At 46.7% G+C, this 21,316-nt stretch carries 19 protein-coding genes; 8 read left to right on the forward strand and 11 right to left on the reverse strand.

Annotation, left to right across the window (positions count from 1 at the left end; translation table 11 throughout):
• Window positions 1-28: 28 nt before the first annotated feature.
• Genes mobA through L5L98_RS12625 form a run of 4 tightly spaced genes read right to left on the reverse strand, consistent with a single transcriptional unit; the run spans window position 29 to window position 2,845 of the window.
• Complete coding sequence (gene mobA / locus L5L98_RS12610) at window positions 29-619, reverse strand: molybdenum cofactor guanylyltransferase MobA (protein WP_113940167.1); 591 nt, start codon at window positions 617-619, stop codon at window positions 29-31.
• Window positions 603-1,313, reverse strand: coding sequence for an ATP-binding cassette domain-containing protein (locus tag L5L98_RS12615; protein WP_173248426.1), 711 nt, complete (start codon window positions 1,311-1,313; stop codon window positions 603-605). Before L5L98_RS12615 ends, mobA begins: the two co-directional genes overlap by 17 nt.
• Window positions 1,314-1,316: 3 nt before the next feature.
• Window positions 1,317-2,024, reverse strand: a complete 708-nt coding sequence (locus tag L5L98_RS12620) for an ABC transporter permease (RefSeq protein WP_168826136.1) — start codon at window positions 2,022-2,024, stop codon at window positions 1,317-1,319.
• The gene (locus L5L98_RS12625; protein ID WP_212599451.1) at window positions 2,021-2,845 is read right to left on the reverse strand and encodes a substrate-binding domain-containing protein; all 825 of its coding nucleotides are present in this window, start codon (window positions 2,843-2,845) and stop codon (window positions 2,021-2,023) included. Before L5L98_RS12625 ends, L5L98_RS12620 begins: the two co-directional genes overlap by 4 nt.
• 284 nt (window positions 2,846-3,129) lie before the next feature.
• Between L5L98_RS12625 and L5L98_RS12630 the strand changes: the two genes are divergently transcribed.
• The gene (locus L5L98_RS12630; RefSeq protein ID WP_105250738.1) at window positions 3,130-4,512 is read left to right on the forward strand and encodes a sigma-54-dependent transcriptional regulator; all 1,383 of its coding nucleotides are present in this window, start codon (window positions 3,130-3,132) and stop codon (window positions 4,510-4,512) included.
• A 1-nt stretch (window position 4,513) separates the two neighbouring features.
• Window positions 4,514-6,667 (forward strand): cache domain-containing protein, encoded by a 2,154-nt coding sequence (locus L5L98_RS12635; protein WP_263141326.1) that lies wholly within the window; start codon window positions 4,514-4,516, stop codon window positions 6,665-6,667.
• 338 nt (window positions 6,668-7,005) lie between these two features.
• On the opposite strand, the gene L5L98_RS12640 is transcribed toward L5L98_RS12635, so the two are convergent.
• Together L5L98_RS12640 and L5L98_RS12645 are read right to left on the reverse strand one after the other, a co-directional pair.
• Entirely contained in the window at window positions 7,006-7,464 is a 459-nt protein-coding gene (locus L5L98_RS12640; protein WP_263141328.1) for a GNAT family N-acetyltransferase, read from the reverse strand.
• A 100-nt stretch (window positions 7,465-7,564) separates the two neighbouring features.
• Complete coding sequence (locus tag L5L98_RS12645) at window positions 7,565-8,224, reverse strand: 7-cyano-7-deazaguanine/7-aminomethyl-7-deazaguanine transporter (RefSeq protein ID WP_219251451.1); 660 nt, start codon at window positions 8,222-8,224, stop codon at window positions 7,565-7,567.
• 205 nt (window positions 8,225-8,429) lie between these two features.
• Between L5L98_RS12645 and L5L98_RS12650 the strand changes: the two genes are divergently transcribed.
• Window positions 8,430-9,170, forward strand: coding sequence for a transporter substrate-binding domain-containing protein (locus L5L98_RS12650; RefSeq protein ID WP_105250734.1), 741 nt, complete (start codon window positions 8,430-8,432; stop codon window positions 9,168-9,170).
• A 21-nt stretch (window positions 9,171-9,191) separates the two neighbouring features.
• Here the strand turns inward: L5L98_RS12650 and L5L98_RS12655 are convergent, their stop codons facing one another.
• The gene (locus tag L5L98_RS12655) at window positions 9,192-10,550 is read right to left on the reverse strand and encodes an isochorismate synthase MenF (protein ID WP_173248418.1); all 1,359 of its coding nucleotides are present in this window, start codon (window positions 10,548-10,550) and stop codon (window positions 9,192-9,194) included.
• A gap of 515 nt (window positions 10,551-11,065) precedes the next feature.
• On the opposite strand from L5L98_RS12655, the gene L5L98_RS12660 reads away from it, so the two are divergent.
• The 3 genes from L5L98_RS12660 to L5L98_RS12670 all read left to right on the forward strand — a co-directional run bounded on the left by L5L98_RS12660 (window position 11,066) and on the right by L5L98_RS12670 (window position 14,682).
• Window positions 11,066-12,436: an ATP-binding cassette domain-containing protein gene (locus L5L98_RS12660; RefSeq protein WP_263141334.1), complete on the forward strand. Its 1,371-nt coding sequence runs from the start codon at window positions 11,066-11,068 to the stop codon at window positions 12,434-12,436.
• A gap of 306 nt (window positions 12,437-12,742) precedes the next feature.
• On the forward strand, window positions 12,743-13,933 hold the full coding sequence (locus tag L5L98_RS12665; protein WP_105250731.1) for an HD-GYP domain-containing protein: 1,191 nt from the start codon (window positions 12,743-12,745) through the stop codon (window positions 13,931-13,933).
• Window positions 13,934-14,046: 113 nt separating this feature from the next.
• Window positions 14,047-14,682 (forward strand): paraquat-inducible protein A, encoded by a 636-nt coding sequence (locus L5L98_RS12670; protein ID WP_263141510.1) that lies wholly within the window; start codon window positions 14,047-14,049, stop codon window positions 14,680-14,682.
• A 73-nt stretch (window positions 14,683-14,755) separates the two neighbouring features.
• Here the strand turns inward: L5L98_RS12670 and L5L98_RS12675 are convergent, their stop codons facing one another.
• The 4 genes from L5L98_RS12675 to L5L98_RS12690 are packed head-to-tail and all read right to left on the reverse strand — an operon-like array spanning window position 14,756 to window position 20,361.
• The gene (locus L5L98_RS12675; protein ID WP_006079422.1) at window positions 14,756-15,061 is read right to left on the reverse strand and encodes a DUF3240 family protein; all 306 of its coding nucleotides are present in this window, start codon (window positions 15,059-15,061) and stop codon (window positions 14,756-14,758) included.
• Window positions 15,058-18,111 (reverse strand): efflux RND transporter permease subunit, encoded by a 3,054-nt coding sequence (locus L5L98_RS12680; protein ID WP_263141338.1) that lies wholly within the window; start codon window positions 18,109-18,111, stop codon window positions 15,058-15,060. Before L5L98_RS12680 ends, L5L98_RS12675 begins: the two co-directional genes overlap by 4 nt.
• 1 nt (window position 18,112) lies before the next feature.
• Window positions 18,113-19,141 carry a membrane fusion-like protein gene (locus L5L98_RS12685; RefSeq protein WP_263141339.1) on the reverse strand — a complete coding sequence of 343 codons (1,029 nt, stop codon included), beginning with the start codon at window positions 19,139-19,141 and terminating at the stop codon, window positions 18,113-18,115.
• On the reverse strand, window positions 19,138-20,361 hold the full coding sequence (locus L5L98_RS12690) for a metal transporter (RefSeq protein WP_219251444.1): 1,224 nt from the start codon (window positions 20,359-20,361) through the stop codon (window positions 19,138-19,140). Before L5L98_RS12690 ends, L5L98_RS12685 begins: the two co-directional genes overlap by 4 nt.
• Window positions 20,362-20,506: 145 nt before the next feature.
• Between L5L98_RS12690 and L5L98_RS12695 the strand changes: the two genes are divergently transcribed.
• Both L5L98_RS12695 and L5L98_RS12700 read left to right on the forward strand, forming a co-directional pair.
• A complete protein-coding gene (locus tag L5L98_RS12695; RefSeq protein WP_263141341.1) occupies window positions 20,507-21,052 on the forward strand; it encodes a helix-turn-helix transcriptional regulator in 546 nt (181 codons plus the stop codon).
• Between the two features lie 113 nt (window positions 21,053-21,165).
• Complete coding sequence (locus L5L98_RS12700) at window positions 21,166-21,312, forward strand: hypothetical protein (protein ID WP_105253023.1); 147 nt, start codon at window positions 21,166-21,168, stop codon at window positions 21,310-21,312.
• Window positions 21,313-21,316 lie beyond the last annotated feature (4 nt).

Consider the following 21,316-nt stretch of genomic DNA (forward strand, 5'->3'; position numbering starts at 1 on the left):
CTAATTTGGGTTATTGGAGCCTTTTTAGCTATTGGGTGATTTCTATCGCTAGTCGTTGTTTTTGTTCTGGCGTATTTACATTCACAAAAGCATTGGGCTGGTCGGCGAATGACGCTACGACGAAGTGATGTTTGATATACCAAAAGTCCACTTTACGCTCACCCGCCTCAAGAAACGCTTTCATCGAGTCACGTAAGCTAGGTTTTAAGAGTAAAACAACGGGTTGTTCATACTCACCGTCACTGGCGACAGCAATCTCGGCCTTTTCTGCTTCAATTGCTGCCAACATACGCGGAACAAGGTCGAGTGGCAGGAGTGGACAGTCGCAGGGCACTACCAACAAGTAGTCCGCATCTGTTTGGCCCATAGCGGTGATCATACCCGCTAAAGGTCCGAGGAAACCACTATGCTCGTCACTTATCACCTTAAAACCGAACTCAGCATAACGTGTTTGGTTACGATTTGCGTTGATCAGGATCTCCTTAACCTGAGGTTTTATTCTATCTATTGTGTGCTTAATCATGGCTTCGCCGTTTAATTCGACGAGACCTTTATCGTCGCCACCCATGCGACGGGCCATACCACCGGCGAGAATAACGGCATCAATTTGCGATGACATACAAAGGCTCCTGTGCTGGCAAAGATTCAGGCTGTTGATAAGAGGTCATCACGCGCTCACCTTCTATGTGCCACTGTTGTTCGCAGATGGCGGTTAGCGCGCAATTCTGATGGCTACTCAGTAACATTCCTGTGCCTTCGTGTTTGAGTTGTTGGATCATTTTTAATACTAGCTCTTGGGAATCCTTGTCCATATTGGAGGTGGGTTCATCGAGCATTAATAGTTTAGGTTGTAGGATCCAAGCGCGCGCAATCGCGAGGCGCTGTCTTTCGCCACCAGAGAGATTACTGGCCCTTTCGTGCAGCAGCGACCCTAGCTGCGCCATCTCAATTGCTTGAGTAATCCGCTGTTTAGCCTTGGCTTTTGTTTCTGAGCTGAAATTCAGCCCATAGGTGAGATTATATTCTACTGTGCCGTCGAACAAATAAGGATGTTGGTGCAGATAAACGGCCTTACCTAACAATGGATTGCGTCGCCACCAAGCATTTTTGGCAAAACCGACAGCCTCAATATGGCCTTTGGTTGGTGGCATTAAGCCCGCCAGAATTTTCATCAAGGTTGATTTGCCTGTGCCATTGTCGCCTTGCAGATAAATCACATCTCCTTGGCAGAGCGATAATACGTCGGCTTTGAATAACAGGCGCGCGCCAAAGGACATTTCTACGTCACGGGCGATCAGTTTGACCTTAGTCATTGCTTAATGGCTCCTTGGCATGGCTTTGCCGCGTAAACTACCTAAGGCAAAGTTGAGGATCAAGGCCAAGATTAGCAGCACTAGCCCGAGGGCGATAGCTTGGGCGAAGTCACCTTTGCTGGTTTCAAGTGCGATTGCGGTAGGAATATTACGGGTCACGTTTAAAATATTACCGCCGACCATCATAGAGCAGCCGACTTCGGTCAGAATGCGACTAAACGCCGCGACAATCGCCAGCAGTAAGGGCATGCGCAGTTCTCGGCATACTGTCCACACTGCGCTGCACCAAGAGGCACCTAAGGTGCGTGAGGTTTCCCAAGCTCTGCGATCAACGCTAGTGAATGCGGCTTGGCTCATTGCAATTAGCACGGGGGCACAGATGAACATTTGCCCGAGAATCATGCCTTCTTGGGTAAATAACCATTTTAGATCGCCCATAGGACCGTTGCGCGTTAGCAGTAAATACACGAGTAGACCGATAACCACTGTCGGGATTGATTGCAGAGTTTGAACTAAGTTAGTGACTATCCATTTGCCGCGAAATGGCGCAAACGCCAACACAAAGCCGAGCACCATGGAAGGAACCAGCGTGATCAGCAGTGCCGCGAAAGAAACCGAAAACGAGATCGAAATGATGGACCAAACGTCAGGGTCTAAAGAAAACAGCAGGCTTAACGCCTGCTGTAATAGTGCTAGCCAGCCGTCGTTCATTCGCTATAAGTTGCCTTGAACAATTGCTCGCCTTCAACTTTGAAGCTGTTGATCATGCTTTGACCTTCTTTGCTGATCAACCAGTCGCTGAATGCTTTAGCGCCTTTGTGGTTCAGATCTGGGTATTTAGTAGGGTTGATGAGAATGACTTGGTATGGGTTGGCTAAGGTTTTACCACCATCGAAATCAACGGCAAGATCGAGCTTAGTTTTATAAGCCACGAAAGTACCACGGTCAGACAGAGTGTAACCTTGCATTTCGTTTGCCATCAGCAGGGTTTTACCCATGCCTTGACCGACTGAAGTATAACCTTTGAAGTTAGGAGTAACATTTGCCGCTTTCCATACTTCTAACTCTTTGATATGAGTGCCTGAGTTGTCACCACGAGAGATAAAAGGTACGCCTGATTTTGCCATTTTAACGAAGGCTTCTTCGGCCGTTTTGCTGTCACGGATTTTTGCTGGGTCGTTTTTAGGGCCAAGTACTACGAAATCATTTTCCATAATGCCACGGGGCTCAACACCAAAACCATCGGCTACGAATTTGGCTTCGGCGCTAGGCGCGTGAGTCATGACTAAATCCACATCACCTTGCTCACCTAGTTTCAGGGCTTTACCTGTACCTGTGGCGATGACTTGAACCTTGTAGCCTGATTCACTTTCGAACTTAGGTAACAGTTCTTTCAATAGGCCTGAGTTTTCTGTGCTGGTGGTGGTGGCTAACTTGATAATTTCAGTCGAGTGAGCGGGTAAAACAGTGAACATACTGGCTGCAACAACCAGTCCCAGTAATGACTTCATATGAGATTTCATGTTTAGCATGGGTACTCCTTGGCGGAAAATAGGATTCCAACTCAAATGCCTACTGAGTGGAAGGTCTCGTAAATTGTAATACGTTCGGTTGAAAGCAAGTTAGATGCCAAGCTGAGAATGCGGTCATTTTCTTCACAGCTTAACCTAATTTGTGAGCTTGATCGCAAGCTTAACAAATACTCTACAGACAAATTGTCTCAGGACAAACTTCTGATGGTTCATAGTGACCTATTCATCTATTTTCAGTGCTAGAATTGGTCGCAAATGAGTCAAAATGTCCAGAAGCAGACAATATGAGCCAGATAGATAATAACCTCAAGCCTCTTCCATCGGCTGTATCGGTACTGATTGTTGATGATGAACCCGGAATGCGGAGTTTTTTAAATAAGGCACTCTCGAAGAAATTTGCCTTAGTCGAAACGGCGGGCAGTATCGAAGATGCGGAGCAGCTGCGTAGCCGTTGCCATTTCGATTTGCTTATCGTCGACATTCGTCTGCCTGGTCGTTCGGGTATCGAATGGCATGAAGCGTTGGATGAGCAGGGGCGTCGTTCGGACATCATATTTATGACTGGCTATGCTGACATGGAAGTCGCGATTACCGCGCTACGTGCTGGTGCGTCTGACTTCATCATGAAACCTTTCCACCTTGAACAGATGATGACTGCGGTCGATCGCTGTATCGAACGTCGCTTGCTTAAACGTGAAAACTTGATGCTGCGTCGTGAGGTTTCAATCGGTTATTCATCGACCATTATTGGCAGCAGTGAAGCCATGAAGTCGGTGAAACATATCATCGAACGTGTGGCGCCGACCAATGCCGTTGTCTTGATCCAAGGTGAGTCGGGCACGGGTAAGGAATTAGTCGCACGGCAATTGCATTTGCTCAGTGGACGTCAGGGACCTTTTGTCCCAGTTAACTGTGGCTCTATCGCCCCTGAACTGCTCGAAAGTGAATTGTTTGGCCATACCGCCGGTGCATTTACGGGTGCGAAAGGCAATCGTGAAGGTTTATTCAGTTTTGCCTCGGGCGGGACGATTTTTCTCGATGAAATTGGCGAAATGCCACTGAAAATGCAAACGGCATTGCTCAGAGTATTAGAGCAAAAAGCGATTCGCCCAGTGGGCAGCGAGAAAGAAGTGAACATCGATGTGCGAGTGATCGCGGCCACTAACCGTACTCTGATTGATGAAGTGGATGCAGGGAATTTCCGTCGAGACTTATATTATCGGCTGAATGTGCTCGATATTTTAATCCCGCCATTACGTGATAGACCCGAAGATGTCGTGGAGTTAACCCATCATTTCACTCGCCAACTTGCTGCTGAATTAGGGGTAAGAGAAGTCGTGTGGAGCCATGAAGATATGGTGAAACTACAGCAACACGAGTGGCCTGGTAACATTCGTGAACTGCGCAACATGATTGAGCGTTGTATTTTGCTGGGTAAACCGCCAGCGGAATATTGGAAGCAACAGCTGAAGAGTGAGTCTTTATCCACATCGGGTTATCCATTGGATTGGCCATTGAAAGACGTGGAAAAACACCATGTGACCAGTGTTGTGGACTTACATTCTGGCAATAAGTCTGCCGCGGCGAGGGATTTAGGCGTATCGCGCAAGACCTTAGATCGCAAGTATAAAGAGTGGTTTGATTTTAGTGGCGAACAGGAGTCATAGGGTGTCATTCTTCACTCACTTTTTTGGTGTCAGTTGGCAGCAAATACAGGCCAAGGTGCGCTATCGCATATTAATCCTGACGTTACTGCCCATTTTACTGACACTGGTGAGTTTAGTGTTTATCACTATTTACTGGAACATCAGTTACACAGGTAAGCAGCTGTTTATGAAGGTTAAAGCTGACTTATCTGTTGCCGAAAACACTTTGCAGCAAGTGCAAGTACGCCAAGAAAAACAACTTGAACGTGTGGTGACTTCTTGGACTTTTCAAAATGACTTTAGGCCACTTTTCAGTGGTAAAGAATTAAGTGGCGAAGTCAGCTACCGAGCCAGTATTGATGCTTTTCTCCTTGAACAGAAAAAACAGCTAAATCTCGATTATCTGCGTTTAGTCAGTGTTGCCGAAGCGGCCGCAGACCCAGATTTACGCCAAATCCTTCCTAAGTTAGATGGTTTATTACCTTACTCCGGCTTGATGGTGCTGCCGCCCGAGCGTTTAGCACGTATCGACCCCGAATTGGCTATCACTGCGAGCATTCCGATAGTTGCAACCTTGCGGGCGCAGAGCCCCGTTAAAACCGTTGAAGAACGTGGTTTATTGAGCCGTAGCCTATTGCCCGTCCCTGATATGGAAGGCAAAGTGGCTTGGTATCTCGATGGTGGGATCTTGTTTAATCGCGATACTCGAATTGTCGACCACATTCGTGATCTGGTATACGACAAAGGCACCTTGCCCGAGCGTTCCATCGGTACTGTGACCATCTTCTTAGATAACATCCGTATTTCCACCAACGTGCCGCTGCATTTTTATCCCACAGGCAATGAGACGCTGGGCCGCGCGCTTGGCAGTTTAGTATCGGAGGAAGTGAAAGACAAAGTGTTAACTCAAGGTGAGCAGTGGGTCGATCGCGCTTTCGTATTTAACGATTGGTTTATTTCCGCTTATGCCCCCTTAGAAGATGTTCGCGGCCAACGTGTCGGTATGATCTATACTGGCTTTTCTGAATCGCCATTTATCCATAATTATTTACTCAATATCATAGAGCTAGGCACGATTCTAATGTTAGTGCTGTTGGTCTCTGGCCTGCTGGTTTATCGCGGTGCTTATAGTTTATTGCAGCCCATTGAACGTATTCACCATGTTGTACAAGCAGTGCAGTCGGGGCGCAATATTCGTATCGGCGCCTTAGGATTAGATCGGGATAATGAGTTATCGAACTTAGCCGAGCAATTTGACAGTATGCTTGACTTGCTACAGCGTCGAAATGCCCAAATTCAAGAGGCTGCAGAACAGCTTGAAATGAAGGTTGAAGAGCGTACTCGCAGCCTGCAGGATAAAACCTTAGAGCTGCAACGTAACGTGGCATTACTAAACGAAACACGTCAACAGCTCGTCACTAACGAGAAGCTCACAGCTCTTGGCGAATTGACCGCAGGTATTGCCCATGAAATCAATAATCCGACGGCCGTAATTCTTGGCAATATGGAATTACTGCGCTACGAACTTGGTGATAATGCTGAAGTAGTAAAAGAAGAAATTGATCTAGTCATTCAACAGGTTGGGCGGATCAGCACTATCATCCGTAGCCTGTTGCAATACAGCCGACCTGGCGAATTCAACGCACCACTAGAAATGCATCCGATGACTCCCATTATCGAAGAAATGTTGGTGTTGGTGCGACATTCGATTCAAAAACAAGAAGTCGTGCTGATCACTGAGTTAAACGCCAGTTGTCCAGTACAGGTTAATCGTCCGCAGTTGTTGCAAGTCTTGATTAATCTTGTAGTGAATGCGGCGCATGCGATGGACGGTAAAGGACGTATTTGGGTGCGAACCTATGACTGGGTGCAGCAGGATATGCCGATTGGCGTCAAAATCGAAGTGGAAGATGAAGGCTCAGGGATAGCGCCAGAGCAGCTTGGACGGATTTTCGACCCTTTTTATACCACACGTAAGGATGGCACTGGTTTAGGTCTTTCGCTCAGTTACGGCATTATCAAGCGGATTGGTGGCACGATAGAAGTGAGTTCAACTTTGGGTAAAGGGTCTTTATTTACCATAGGTTTGTATCATGAAGCGAAGGAAGATCAGCAAAATAATCCCTACGATGGCTTACACTTTGCGGGCAACTACAGCGATATGTCTGCAGATTAGTCTTATCCCGTTAGATAGGCAGTGTGTTGTATTTGGCTGATTAGGTTTGAATTAAAATATGTCGAGCGATTACTAGCTTTGTATTATGTGGCTTTGCATTACTGATTTTTAGGCAAAAAAAAGCCGGATGATGAGTCCGGCCACAAAGAGTGTGTGTGAGCAATGTCGTGCTTGCAAACTCAGGAGCTCCATAACAACGTCGATTACCAGTCATCGTTGTTAAAGATGAGTTTTGGAACGCACGTTAACGATAATCATTCTCAATCGTGTTTGCAAGCTATTTATTGCAAAAAGTGCACATCTTTACAAATATCGTTTTGCTCTCATCCATTAACAGTTTAGATCGACTTGCACAGATGCAGTTTATGATCGACTAAGCTTTTAGGATCGGCTGTCAGTTCAGTAATTAAATATTGATTACTGATCAATAAATTAAGCATCGCAGGGAAGCGGTTCAGCGTCTTCACTTGAATATGATTATATCCTTGGCGGCGCGCCCAAGTTTCTTGATATTCGAGTAGACTCTGCGCTAAGCCTAAACGTCTAAAGTCGGATGCAACGCCACCTAACCAGCTATAAAAAATAGCTTCTTCTTGCTCGTAACCCAGTTTAAACCCTGCCAATTCACCTTCTACATATGCGACTAAGATCAAACATGTCTTGCCCTGTAAGCGCTGGTCCAACACTTCGTTTGTGAGTGGGTGATCGAGCTCTGGGATTTGTTGGCTAAGTTGGATAAGCTGAACGGCTAACTCGGGAGTCAAACTTGACTCTGCTTTAATTTCAATAGAATACATAGTTTACTCTCATAAAAAATCAGCCCCACTCGCGCGTTAACAGGAGCAGGGCTGAGCTATTAACTGGTTAAATTATAACAGGTCTGGCCAGTTGGGTTAATCAGGAAATTGATTCTTGCGGATTGGCTCGCAAAATCTTGTCCTGTAAGACTTTTAGCAAAACACCGTATGCCGGTAGGAAAAGGCCTAAGCTCACGATTAGCTTAAAGCCGTAATCGACTGTAGCGATTTCGGGCCAATTGGCTGCCATAAAGCTATCGGAAGAGGCGTAAAAGGCGATACTGAAAAAGACTAAAGTATCGACCAGATTTCCGACTAAGGTTGAGGCGGCTGGGGCGACCCACCAAGAGCGACTGGCTCGAATACGGGCAAAAACCTTAATATCCATCAACTGACCAATCAAATAAGCCGCGAAGCTGGCAAAGGCAATTCGGAACACAAAGGTATTCCACTGTGCAAGTGAATCAGTACCTTGAAAGCTGCCTTGATGGAACATCACTCCCATCACGTAGGAAATCATCAAAGCGGGAATCATAGCTTTGAGTATGATGCTGCGTGCGGCTTGTTGGCCAAAAATACGGACAGTGAGATCTGTGGCTAAGTACACGAACGGAAAGCTGAATGCCCCCCAAGTTGTGTGGTAGCCAAACAGTTGAAATGGCAATTGTACTAAGTAGTTGCTGACGCAAATAATCAGTATGTGAAATCCTACTAATAGGAATAAAGCGCGGCGAAGCTGCGCTGTGGTTAACATTAACATATGTGGCCTTTTTAGTTGTGTAGGGCGGGGTGAGGGAACCCGCTAATATTCAATTTATTATGTTTACGACTTTATTGCCGGTGACAGCGTGCTGAAATCGGGTCGCCATTATAGTGGTCGAGTTTTAAGATGCAAGTCTGCTGTTTAAATGTGCACATAGAATGAAAACTCTTCTACACTTTGAATACGTCGAAGGAGGATAGCCATGAGACGATTTTTTGCTACTTTTTGCTTATTTTTAGCTGTGTTACCTGTATCTGTTTCCGCCGCTCAGCCGATAGTGGTCGATGTAGCAACGTCAACTTGGGAGGGATTTGCCAATCGTGATAAAACGGGTTACTACTTCGAGTTACTTCAGCGGATTTTCCCTGAGCCAGAATGGCAGCTCAATGTACAGTTTATGCCTTTTGCCCGCAGTTTATATCTTGTTGAGCACAATCGTACCGATATCACGCTCAGCGTTTACAAGGGTGATATTAAAAAGGGGCTATTAACAGAGAATATGGTTGAAGTGGACTCTATCGATGTGGCTGTTACTGCCGAGGTGGCGGCAGGCTGGACCGGTATTGAAAGCCTATCCCACAAGAAGGTTCAGGCCATGCTGGCCTACAGATACAATATGCTGACACCTGTGCCTATGTATTACGAAGAAAGTAGCGATATGTTGACTATGCTCAATAGCTTAAATGCTGGACGTATAGATGCCGTGCTAGATTACAAACCTAATTTACTTACGTTTGTTCCTAAATTAAAGGCGCCACAAAATTTTGTGATTATTCAAGGTGTACTCAAGGCCGAAACCTATTTTGTTTTCGCTAACACCGAGAAAGGCCAGATGTTGAAACAACATTTTGACCTTGCACATAAGCGCTTAATCGATTCGGGTGAACAGGACAGGCTTTACCTTGAAACGATTGAAAAACGAAGGGCTGACGGCGCTGAATAGTCTCAATGTTTACTAGGCTTATTACATTTCGAATAAAATCGACATTATGGTTGCGAGTTTATTTTCAAGCTCTTGCCACTCAGCTTCGGGCTCAGAACCTGCAATAATTCCCGCCCCCGCAAATAGGTTAATCCGACCGGGTTCGATTAGCGCACTGCGGATCGCTACCGAAAACTCACTCTCATATTTATTGAAATAGCCGCAGGCACCTGCGTACCAACCGCGAATATAACCTTCACGTTGACGAATAAAGTTTAGCGCTGAATACCGCGGCAAGCCGCCAACTGCAGGAGTAGGATGCAGGGCTTGTAACAGTTGGAAATCATTCACGCCCGGCTTCAATTCGGCTCGAATTGCACGGTGTAAATGTTGAATATGGTTCAGTTTAAAAATAGTCGCTAATTCATCGGCGCCAACATAATTGCTCAGCGGCGTGAGCATATTCACTATGTGACTGCGAACAAGTTGGTTTTCAACGCTATTTTTGTTGTCTTCTAATAAAGCATTCGCCAGCGCAATATCTTCTTCTTGATTGAGACCGCGTACCGTTGTACCAGCAAGTGCCTCGGTAAATAGCTCCTGCTGACGGCGGCGGAATAAACGCTCCGGTGAGCAAGAGATAAAAGTGCGATCTGGGCTAAATTGAAAGCCAAACTGGAAACTATTGGGATTACGGCCCTGCCAGCAAGCCAGTACCATCCAAGGATCGATAGGTTCGTTGACTTCAAGTTGTGTTAAGCGGGATAACACGACTTTTGGGGTATCTTGATTGAACTTAGGATCCACCACTTGCTCGACTAATGTCTTCCAACGTTCAAAATCAGGTTTGTCACTGCGCCCAAGTGGAACGATCTTTTTAGGTGGCGAGAGTGGCTTCGCAGGCATGACGGCTTCGATAGCGCCGATGGCCTTATCTATCTCGCTATGGTGATCATTATCAGCAAAATTAAGATTCACTAATAGGCTAAATTTGTTACCACTGCGTCTAAATTCAATGCGCGGCAGGATAAAGCGGCTATTACCGAACTCAGGCCAAGACTCTATAGTGCGATCGAAGGCAACACCGCCGTAGTAGCGAATATTCTGATTCGTCGATAAGGCTCGCTGCTCTTGGTAGGCCATGGCCAGTTGCTGATCATTGATTCCGGTTTCAAATCTAAAGTCTTTGCACGCCCCTATCGCCGCGACTTCTTCGATTCTGTCGCGCCCATGCCAGTAGATCCTTGGATATTGAGTCTGGGATGCCAGCCATGAAATTAAAGGCATAGCGACAGTGTTTAGTGACAACTGCACTATCGGTTCCGTCGGTGGAACTTGCTTTAATTGAATGAGTTTGTCGATGAGAGACTTAAGGTCTTCAGACAGGGCGTGAACGGGCAAATAGAACTCCAAAGATAACGGATGAAGGCGAAAGCTGAAGGTCACTCTGTCAGCGTCAGTAAATTCGACTCAGGTTAATGTCCTCTTTTACAAGCCATTTACCTGTAGTGATTTTAGTCTGTAAATAAGAATCTTTCGCTCAAATTAAAGGCCACGGTCGAGTGTGTCAAGATGTAAGGCCCTATCGTGTGACTTTCGCCATAGTCTCATTTTACGCTGATAAAAAATGTGACTTGAGTGGGTCTTTTTGTCGGGCAAGTCACCCTCGGTGGACATTTTGTCTCTTAGTCGCTAAATGTACTTTCCCTTTGTCGTAATTAGTCGATCTAGGTTGGTTTTTAAACGTTTTTCGGTTGAGACAGAATAATCGCGGTCCACAATAGCTGGCACATCTTAAATTTTCTACGTGACAAGTTAGATGTCTATTAACGTATGACTCGCCGTGGGAATGAAAAGACGACTAGGGTGAAGCCTTGTCATAGGCTGTTCGTTAGATCTTTATAGGCAGATATAGCATGAAACTCTTAGATCTCGAAGGCGTTAGCTTCAACTATGGCAGCCAGTTACCGACGGTATTACAGGAAATTAACTTGGCGATTTGTACAGGCCAATGCCATTGCGTGAGCGGTCCTACGGGCTCAGGAAAATCGAGTCTGCTAAATCTACTGGCGGGCGTGTTAAATCGCCCGCATGAAGGTGACATCTGGCGTTATCCTCAATTGGTTACGGGTCTGGTAATGCAAGACCCACAAACTCAGTTACTAAGGCAAACCGTTGGTGCCGAGGTGGCTTTCGCCTTAGAAAACCTCGGTATTCCCGCTGAGCAAATGCTACCTAAAGTGCAATTAGCACTACGGCGCGTGGGCTTGTATCTGCGCCTCGATACCCAAGTCAGCACGCTTTCCCTCGGTCAAAAATATCGCTTAATGATCGCCGCCCAGTTAGTGTCAGAGCCGCATTTACTGCTGCTCGATGAACCTTGGGCACAACTCGATGATCACGGTGTGAGTGAGCTGCTGGTCGTGCTTCGCAATCTTATCCAAGATGGTATGGCGCTAGTATTGGTTGAGCATAACGCCTCGGCATTCGCCGAGATTATTCAGCATTATTGGCAGTTAGAGGCAGGCAAGTTGTCCGAAGGCATCTATACAGTGAGCGATGCGCCGCAAATTGAAGCGCCTGCGTGGCGACATCAAGCTAAATTTGAGCATTTAGGCAAAGTCTTGGTCAGTGCCGAAGCCTTTGATTTTGGGTTCGATGCTTGTCCCACGTTATTTGCGTGTCCACAAGGATTCCAATTGCAAGCGGGGGAGATAGTGACCTTAGTGGGCGACAACGGCTCTGGTAAAACGAGTCTATTGAAAACTATAGCGGGCGTGCACAGTTTAAGGCAGCGTCTTCCCCTTAAAGTGCTAGGGCGAAGACCTAAATTGGGGATTTATGGCGCGGAATTGGGACTGTTGATGCAAAGGCCGAGTCGACAATTATTCGAGTCTAACGTGCTAGCCGAAATGCAGTTTAGCCTTAGGCGCTTTGAACTCCCCAAAGAGCGAGCGGTGCAAATGTTGGACGAGTTGGATTTATTTAGCTTAGCCCATCTGTCGCCCCACAAATTATCTTACGGCCAACAGCACTTGATTGCCTTAGCGTCACTCGCCTGCCTACGCCCTAAGGTGCTGCTTTTGGACGATCCATTGGCGGGGATGGATAAGCATTACTTCGGCAAAGTGTGGTACTTGCTAAAGCGGTTAAGCTCCCAAGGTTGCGCTATTTTGCTCAGTACTCACAGAAGCATTGAACACAGTGCAGTGTCACGGCAACTGAGTTTACGTAATGGTTTATTGGTGGAAGAGTCAACTGAAATGGCTGAGCGTTATGTGGGGTAGTTGTGAGCTTTTCGCGCGTGAGGGTCGTTGGTTTTGAATGCCTAGCCCTTAGGCATTTGTTGAAATAATGAGAGATTGAAATGGGCCTAATCTACGCCTTAAGCTCTGATTTCATCGTATCTTGTTTAGGACCCTTTATTTACCAAGAAAGTCTATGGTGATTTTCTAATCCTCGTCTTAGAATGCCCCTCACGTCTGTTCTATAATAATCAAAAATAACAACAGAACATTTGAGCGTAAGTCGCTTTAATGTCGTATGGTTAAGTTGATATTTTATTCAGGCACATCATCCTTGGGGTTGTAGATATGAGTGAGTCGGCAGAATCAGTTGAACTTATCAAATTACCAGTGTCACAGCTGACATTGGGTATGTTTGTCAGTGCCATAGACAAAAATGATAAAGGTCAACTTGCTATTGCAAATGCAGGACAAATTAAACACAAGGATGCGATTTTAAAGTTAGCTAAAAGCGGTATTAAATTTGTTTGGGTAGACGCTGATCGTTCGGCTGAACATTGTGGGTTAAAGAAAAAAATCACTAACGATAATCAAACCGACAATAAAAAAGCGCTCATTAGCCGAGATAAGCAACAAGCTCAAGCTAAAGTCATGCTTACCGAAGCGAAAGACCTCATTCGTAAAGTCTTATCTGAGACCTTCGAAGGTAAAGCCATCGAAGTTGCCCCCTTCGAAGCGTTGGCCGATACCATGATAGAGTCAGTGATGTTGGATGCTGATGCGCTTAAATGTATGTCTGCACTCCGTTCAAAAGATGCCTATCTACTTGAACATTCAGTGAATGTTGCCTTTCTGCTGGTGACCTTTGGTAAATACTTAAAGCTAGATCGTGTCATGCTACGGGAAATGGCGGTCGGCGGGATTTTGCACGATATTGGCAAGATTAAAGTCGACAATAAAGTGCTGCATAAGCCGGGCAAACTGACGCCGGAAGAGTTCGAGCATATGAAGCTGCATCAAGTGTATGCGCTTGAAATTATGAACGAAACTACTGGTCTTTCGCAGATCAGTAAAGATATCTGCTTGATGCACCACGAAAAATTAGATGGCAGAGGTTATCCAAGGGGGTTGAAGGGTGATGAAATCCCCCGCCATGGCCGTATGAGTTGTATCGTTGATATCTTCGATGCTTTGACAGCGACGCGATGTTATAAAGAGGCTATGAGCCCTGCCGCGGCCTTTAAAATTTTACTCAGTCTGACGCCATTCCATTTGGATCAAGAATTGGTCTATGAGTTTATTCGTTGTATTGGTGTTTACCCTGTGGGTTCCTTAGTTGAATTGTCGGATGGTCGTGTTGGTATTGTTTGGGCCTCGAAAGATAGGGATGCGCTACATCCAATCGTAAAGTGTTTTTATTCTTTAAAAGTAAAACGTTACACTGATGTCGCTATGGTGGATTTATTAAAATCTGAACTTTATATTGAACGCGGTGTGTCACCGAGTACATTAGATATCGATCCGACTCCTTTCTATTAATCTTCAAATCCTACCTTAAATGCCGGTCATCTGAGTCGATGGCTGGTGTGAATGATTGCAGAGCCTGCGCTAAAAACCGTAAACTGAAAGTATTTCTCTGGTCGAGCAATGCTATGAACAGTGCTATGAAATCTCTATTTCCTATTTTTATCATTATCTTATCCTTGGCTTTGTTAATCTCTGGGGTGACTCAACCAATTTTGAGTATCAGCGGCAGTATCGATAAGGCCAAGCTGGCGGAACAAGGCATAGAGCAAGTTGCCCAAAGCTTTGATGAGGACTCTGGGCGTGACAGTGCCCGCGGTATGTTAAGCATGGTCAGTGGTTTGCTTGGGTTTAATAGTCTTAAAGGTGAAGTCCAAGTGTTGCAGAAGACTCGTAGTATTTGGGGAACAGTGACCGAGCTTTATCACTCTGGTAATGGACTCGTCGCGGGATTAGTCATGTTATTCAGCGTGGTGGTGCCAGCCTTGAAGTTGAGCTTAATGTTGGCACAGCAATGTGTTAGCTCGATTGGCCTGAAACTGAGGATTAATGCCGTCGTCAATGCACTCGCCAAGTGGTCGATGGCCGATGTGTTTGTGGTAGCGCTGATCATCACCTTTATGGCGGGGAACGCCTCAGGTGGCATGGGGGAAATGTTAAAAACACAGGCGCAATTTGAAAACGGTTTTTATTTCTTTACCGCTTACTGCATTTTATCGATTCTGAGTGGGTTTTTAGTGCGGCGTCCAACGCCAATTCTTTAGTTATTTTAAAGGCATACTGACTTTAGTGACAAAGTGAGTATGCCTTGCTTAGTGAGATCAACATCAATCTAGATTAAGACAGAGTACCATTTTGATAGATGGGCATAATCCAATAGCGACAGGGATTATGTTTGCAGACCAACGCCAGTGCCGCGAGCAGCGCCGCTTGTTGTGCAGCGGGGTGCATGATTTCGAATTTACAAAACTCCCGATAACCTTCCACTTGTTCCTTGATATTAAAATGGCTGTGTTCACGGCTAAAACCACAAATATTACCTAGGCTAAAGCCCGATAAAAACTCCAACTCTATCAAGGTATCGACTATGTCGTCCTTAATATCATTTTGGGCGATCAGTACTAACAGTTGTTCTGTGCTCATTTACGTTTCTCCAGCCAAAAATACAGAATTGGCAGTAAATACAGTGTGGTAATGGTTGAAGTGAGCAGACCGCCAATCACCACAATCGCTAAAGGTTTTTGAATTTCAGCCCCAGGACCTGAGGCAAACACTAGCGGCATAAGACCAAACATAGCCGTTGTCGCCGTCATCAAAATGGGGCGTAAACGCCGCGCCGCACCTTGTTCTACCCGTTCGCGCAGATTACTGAACATGTGCTTGGTTTGTTCGTAATAGCTGACCATCACCACGCCATTGAGCACAGCAACCCCAAGTAGGGCGATAAAGCCAACCGAGGCGGGCACGGACAAATATTCCCCCGATAAATACAGGCTAACTATGCCGCCCATCATAGCGAAGGGAACATTGGCGAGGATTAAGCCCGCTTTGGCCAGTGAGCCAAATGTGGTGAATAAAATCAAAGTGATCAGTGCGATAGCAATGGGGATCACTAACAGTAAATTGCTGGTGGCTCGCTGCTGGTTTTCAAACTCGCCACCAAAACTCACGCTATAACCGCTCGGGAGTTTGATTTCCTTTGCGATTTTAGCGTTGAGCTCTTCTACAAAACTCACAATATCGCGACCCTGCACGTTGGTGGTGATCACTGAAAAGCGATTCCCTTGCTCACGCTCGATAAGGATGGGGCCTTGCTTATAGCTTAAGGTGGCGACATCACTCAGGCGTTTTAAGGAGTGATCTGGCATCACCAGTAACTGATTTTTAAGCTCATTAATGCTGCTTAAGTGGCTCTGATTATTAGCCATCAGTACGGGTGTGCGCTTCTTACCTTGCAGCACTTCGGTCACGATCACGCCTTCGAGTTGGCTTTTCAGGTAGCGAGCAAACTCCATGGTGCTCATGCCAAAGCTACGGGCGAGCTCGTTATCTAAGGTGAGGTTGATAAAAGGACTGCCTTCGATCATCGCCATTTTCACATCGACGCTGCCGCTGGTGGCATTAACGAGCTGTTGGATCTGGCTCGTGAGCTGGCCTAAGGTGTCGATATCATTACCAAAGACCTTAATCGCCACGTCGCCAATACTACCAGTGAGCATTTCGGACACGCGCATTTGTATCGGTTGAGTGAAGTTAAAATTAACGCCGGGATAGTCCAATAACACAGTGCGGATCGCATCGATAAGCGCTTCTTTATTGGCAAAGCGCCATTCGCTGCGGGGCAGAAGTTCTAAGAATACATCGGTTTCATTGAGCCCCATGGGATCTAAGCCGATTTCATCCGCGCCAGTACGCGCCACCATTTGTTTGATTTCAGGAACTTTAGCCAGCAAGGTTTGCTGAATTTGCTTGTCGATGGCAATCGAAGCTTCGAGTGAAATCGACGGGGATTTCTCCAGCTGCAGGATAATGTCGCCTTCATCTAAGGTCGGCATAAAGGTTTTTCCCACTAACCCGAACAAGCCTAAGCTGACGATAAGCAAGCTAAAGGCGATCACCATAAAGCGTTTTTGATGGCTAAACGTGCTCTTGAGGCTGGCCAGATAAAGCTGTTTAAGCTTTTCAATCGCCTTAGGTTCCTTGGCGGCTTTTTCGTTGACGAGATAAGAAGCGATAACCGGAATAACGGTTAACGACAACACCAGCGCCGACAGCATGGCAAACACGATAGTGACCGCAACTGGGGTAAAGAGTTTGCCTTCGAGCCCGCTCAAGGTCAGTAAGGGCGAGAACACTATCATGACGATCACAGTGCCCGACACTACGGGAATGGCAACGTCCTTGGTCGCGCGAAAAATCAAATGCAGCCGCGGTAATCTCTGCTTAGTAGCGATAAGATTCACCATGTTTTCGACTACGACCACAGATGAATCCACTAACATGCCGATGGCGATAACTAGTCCGCCTAGGCTCATTAAGTTCGCAGAAAGATTGAAGTAATCCATCATCAAAAACGTCATCAACGCGGCAAGAGGCAGCGAGAGTGACACGACCAATGCGGCGCGCACGTTACCTAAAAATAGCGCCAGCAAGATGATCACCAACACTACGGCTTCGAATAAGGCATTGGAGATAGTATCAATCGCGGTATTGATCAGATTCGCGCGGTCGTAAAAGGTGTTGATCTGGCTGCCTTCTGGCAAGGTTAGGCTGATTTGATCGAGTTTCTCTTTAATGTTTTTGACTACTTGTGCGGTATTGGCGTCTTTCAGGGCGATGATTAAGGCTTCGGCGGTTTCATTGCCGTCTTTCGTGACTGCGCCATAGCGGGCTAAGTGGCCAATTTGAATATCGGCTAAATCCTGCAGTCGATACACTCTGGCATCATCGGCCTTGATCACCAATTGTTTGAGTTCGTCGATATCATCGATGCGACCTTCGGCGCGTACTATGATGGTATCTGTACCAATCGTGAGCTTGCCCGCACCTTCGTTGTGATTATTCTCAACTATCGCCTGTTGCAGCGCCGCAAAACTTACGCCCGCGGCCGCCATAGCCGCAGGTTTGGGGGTCACACTAAAGCTTTTGGCATAGCCACCGAGGATATTCACATCGGCGACACCTGCAACGGTTCGCAGTAGCGGACGGATTTCCCATTCGAGCAACTGCCGTCTTTCCATCAGCGAAAGATTGGGATTTTCGAGTGAAAACATAAAGATTTCGCTGAGCGGCGTACTCATAGGCGCTACGCCGCCCGTCACACCTTCAGGAAAACTGTCCCACACGGCGGCGATGCGTTCGCTCACCTGCTGGCGCGCCCAATAGATATCTGTGCCTTCGTCAAAATCGAGGGTGATATCGCTGATGGCGTATTTAGTGGTTGAGCGCAGAATCGATTGATGGGGAATACCTAGCAGTTCGGTTTCAATCGGCACGGTAATTTGCGCTTCGATTTCCTCCGGCGTCATGCCGGGTGCCTTGAGGATAATCTTCACTTGGGTGGGCGAAATATCGGGAAAGGCATCCAAAGGAATGGAAAACCAGGCTCGCGCTCCCGCTAACATGATGATCAGCGCCACAATCAGCACAAATAAGCGCTGCGTAAGCGAAAAGCGGATGACTGAGGTCAGCATCTTATTCGCCTCCTAGGCCAAGCATTATGCCTTTGACTGCAGCAACCGACTGGGATAACACTTGGATTTGGCTGAGTTCTTGATCGCTTTCAACGATATATTGCTCTGGGGTTGAACCGAGAATATCGATCGTAATCGAGGTGAGCGTGTCTGCGGTTTTAGTGAAGACTTGGCTGTCTTGCTCCCAACTGAATACGCTATTTTTAGGCAATAAATACACCGCCTTTTGATACTCGGGTATCACAGTGATCTGTTGTCCTAACAGTAAGTTACATTCCTGCGGCAAGGGTGATGACCAAGCGGTCACAAAGGCACCTTCGGCGATGGCCGACACGGACTCAATGGCGATATGGCACTGATTGATATTCACCGCCGAAAGTGAGTGCGACTGACTCATTGGCACACTGACCTTGACGCGAATGCTGTCGCTGGGCACCAGTGAGAATAGCTGTGAACCCGCCATATAAGGCCCATTCACTTGGTTGAGTTTAACGATCCCCGCCACTGGCGTGCCTACCACTAGGGAGTCTGTGGTGGCATCTGTGCTTTTGACTATCTCCATAAAATGCTGCATGTGCTCGTATTCGAGGTGAGTGCTGAAGTAGTCTTGGCTGATCTCGCGCCATTTTTCGGCGCTGATACTGCCATTGTTTAATAAGGGTTTATTGCGCTCATAACGGCTCTTTGCCAGTTGATATAAGCTGCCAGCAGCTTCGACTTGTGTGAGGTAGTGGAACACTTCTGGCCCAGTCAGTTTAACTATTGCTTGGCCTTTAGTGACGAGCTGGCCTTGGCCGACGAGGAAGCTGATCTGCTGGATATTCTCCGGCGTGCTGATCCAATAATCGTTACCGGGGAGGATTTCAACCTGCGCGGGCAACGGGCTGCCCTCATAACTGGCGACTTTCTGTGGTTGTACGTAGCTCAGGTCTAAATTACCGAGGGAGCTTATCGTTAAGGATTCAGCCTGCACTAAAGTGGCAACACTGGCGGATAAACAGAAAAGGCATGCGCCGTACTTGGCCATCATAATGAGATTCCTAAGGCTTGCAGTTGTTGGGAGTGCAGTTGTTGCTGCGCGACTTGGTTCAGTGCTAAGCGGGATTCGGTATCGAGGGCATCCATATAGCGGCGCAGCCAGACTTCGTAGCTAACTTGGTTTTGGTCTTTGACCTTGGCCAGCTCTTCAGTGATGGTGCGGCTAAGGTGTAAGGCTTGGGTTAGCAATGTTTGTTTGTCGAGTAAGTTTTGTTGCTGTTGCTCTAGCTTTTTAAGCTGAGTTTTTAGCTCGATATAGGTACGGTCGAGGTTGAGCGTGTGCTCGGTATTGGCTTGTTGCCATTGGGATAATTCGGTTTGTGATAGGGCAGAACCTAAGGTCAGTGGTACAGAAACGGCGATGCCAAGTTGTTGATCATCGACTTGATTATCGGCGGTATTTTTGGCCGTGAGTGAGACAGCCCAAGGATCGTTATTCCCTGCTTGCTGACTCTGGATGATCAACAGCTGTTGCTGCTTCTGCAGGCTCAATAGTTGCCATAATGGATGCTGCGCGAGCATGTCATTGGGTTGGTTGTTGGCAGAAAGTGGCCGCGCGGTTTCGGCTATGTTCTGCGGTATTTGCTCTTGTCCGGTGAGTTGTTGATAGAGGGCACGCGCCTCGGCCTGTTGCTGATTAAGATCGACCCGCTCCAGTGCAATATCCACCAGTTCGCGTTCTAACAAGAGTATGTGGGCAATCGGCAGTTCGCCCGCATCTGTGAGTTGCTTTTGCTGACTATGAAGCTTGTCGAGTAATTGGCTCTTGCGATCTAATTGGGCCAGTTTCACTGCAGCAAGACGATGTTCCCACAGGCTTTGTCGCAATAATCCCGATAAATACAGGCCTTGCAGCGCGGCTTGTTGCACCTGAATGCCTTGGGTGAGTTGTTTAATTTGCTTATCGCTGCTGTGCAAAGCAGGGGATTTTATTGGCAAATTGAGTGAGAGTTCCTGCTCGTAGCTGTTACCATTATCTAGGCTACCTAAGTGACTCAAGCTAATGCTCGGCAGGCCATTGAGCCAAGATGAACTGCTTAAGCTTATTTGTGATTGCGGTAACTGACCGCCTGATTGAGATAGAGAATGTAATCTTGCTTGGCTGGTGGTGAGTGCTTGAGATAGCTCGGAATGCGCGGCGTGGCACAGGAAACTGCTGCTGACTAAGGTCGCCAACAGACATAACTTGATACAAGACGTACTGACAGACATAGGACGATTCTATGGTAATAAAGTGTGCTGTTAGTGTAGGGATTGGTGGGCGAAAGTCGTGGGGGACATGTATCATAAAACCGTCTATGGTACATATGTCCCATAAATTAATGGGTTGATTTTGCTTTTATTTAGGAGTTTTTCGATGAAGGATCTTGTCATTATTGGTCTGTTGGCCTTGATCATATGCTTTAAGCTTTTTGACATCACTTCCGACATTCAATTGGGCATTCCCCAATGGCATATTGCCCAGGAAGCCATGTTATTAGTGCTCACTGTGATTGGTGCCATGTACTTAAGTTATGACCTTATGCGTCGCTCCCGCGAAGTGAAAGCGTTGGCTAAACGGTTGGAGCATGCGGATAAAAAAATCGACAATATGTCGACGCAAATGCGCTCTGCCAGACAAGAATACAGCCAAGCGGTGTCGCAGCAATTCGAGACTTGGGGCTTTACTAAGAGTGAGCAGCAAGTGGCATTTTTACTGCTTAAGGGTTTAAGTTTTAAAGAAATTGCTGAAGTGCGCCAGACTAAAGAAAAAACCGTCAGACAACAGGCATCGACCATTTACGGTAAAGCGGCAGTCGATGGACGCCATACTTTTTGTGCTTGGTTTATGGAAGATTTTATTCAAGAACATAATCAAGATCTTGCTGCGAATGAAGCGGCATCAAGCCCTAAGGCGGCTTAATCAACGCAGGATTGGCTTAGCTGTTATAGCTATTTGTTATTGAAAATCGATATTTGCTGAGTTTTTAGTTCTAAACAATAATGAGCATCCCCTAAGTTTGCAGGAAGATGCAATTGAAAAACTGGCTGATTATCGTGTTTTGCCTGATTGCCTTGGTCGCTTCGACGCAAACCACAGGACTCGTGCGCTCACTTATCGAATTCTCCGCCTTTGTTGGCGTCCTCTACTGGGCTTGGCGAATGAAGCCGACAGCAGAGTAGATTG

The sequence above is a fragment of the Shewanella sp. SM23 genome (assembly GCF_025654295.1).
Taxonomy (GTDB): domain Bacteria; phylum Pseudomonadota; class Gammaproteobacteria; order Enterobacterales; family Shewanellaceae; genus Shewanella; species Shewanella oncorhynchi.

Coding starts and splice junctions, on each gene's coding strand:
- L5L98_RS12695 (WP_263141341.1), top strand. CDS start 20,507: ATGAAGGATCTTGTCATTATTGGTCTGTTGGCCTTGATCATATGCTTT.
- L5L98_RS12685 (WP_263141339.1), bottom strand. CDS start 19,141: ATGATGGCCAAGTACGGCGCATGCCTTTTCTGTTTATCCGCCAGTGTT.
- L5L98_RS12690 (WP_219251444.1), bottom strand. CDS start 20,361: ATGTCTGTCAGTACGTCTTGTATCAAGTTATGTCTGTTGGCGACCTTA.
- L5L98_RS12630 (WP_105250738.1), top strand. CDS start 3,130: ATGAGCCAGATAGATAATAACCTCAAGCCTCTTCCATCGGCTGTATCG.
- L5L98_RS12650 (WP_105250734.1), top strand. CDS start 8,430: ATGAGACGATTTTTTGCTACTTTTTGCTTATTTTTAGCTGTGTTACCT.
- L5L98_RS12665 (WP_105250731.1), top strand. CDS start 12,743: ATGAGTGAGTCGGCAGAATCAGTTGAACTTATCAAATTACCAGTGTCA.
- L5L98_RS12625 (WP_212599451.1), bottom strand. CDS start 2,845: ATGCTAAACATGAAATCTCATATGAAGTCATTACTGGGACTGGTTGTT.
- L5L98_RS12640 (WP_263141328.1), bottom strand. CDS start 7,464: ATGTATTCTATTGAAATTAAAGCAGAGTCAAGTTTGACTCCCGAGTTA.
- L5L98_RS12620 (WP_168826136.1), bottom strand. CDS start 2,024: ATGAACGACGGCTGGCTAGCACTATTACAGCAGGCGTTAAGCCTGCTG.
- L5L98_RS12670 (WP_263141510.1), top strand. CDS start 14,047: ATGAACAGTGCTATGAAATCTCTATTTCCTATTTTTATCATTATCTTA.
- L5L98_RS12660 (WP_263141334.1), top strand. CDS start 11,066: ATGAAACTCTTAGATCTCGAAGGCGTTAGCTTCAACTATGGCAGCCAG.
- L5L98_RS12645 (WP_219251451.1), bottom strand. CDS start 8,224: ATGTTAATGTTAACCACAGCGCAGCTTCGCCGCGCTTTATTCCTATTA.
- L5L98_RS12675 (WP_006079422.1), bottom strand. CDS start 15,061: ATGAGCACAGAACAACTGTTAGTACTGATCGCCCAAAATGATATTAAG.
- L5L98_RS12615 (WP_173248426.1), bottom strand. CDS start 1,313: ATGACTAAGGTCAAACTGATCGCCCGTGACGTAGAAATGTCCTTTGGC.
- L5L98_RS12680 (WP_263141338.1), bottom strand. CDS start 18,111: ATGCTGACCTCAGTCATCCGCTTTTCGCTTACGCAGCGCTTATTTGTG.
- mobA (WP_113940167.1), bottom strand. CDS start 619: ATGTCATCGCAAATTGATGCCGTTATTCTCGCCGGTGGTATGGCCCGT.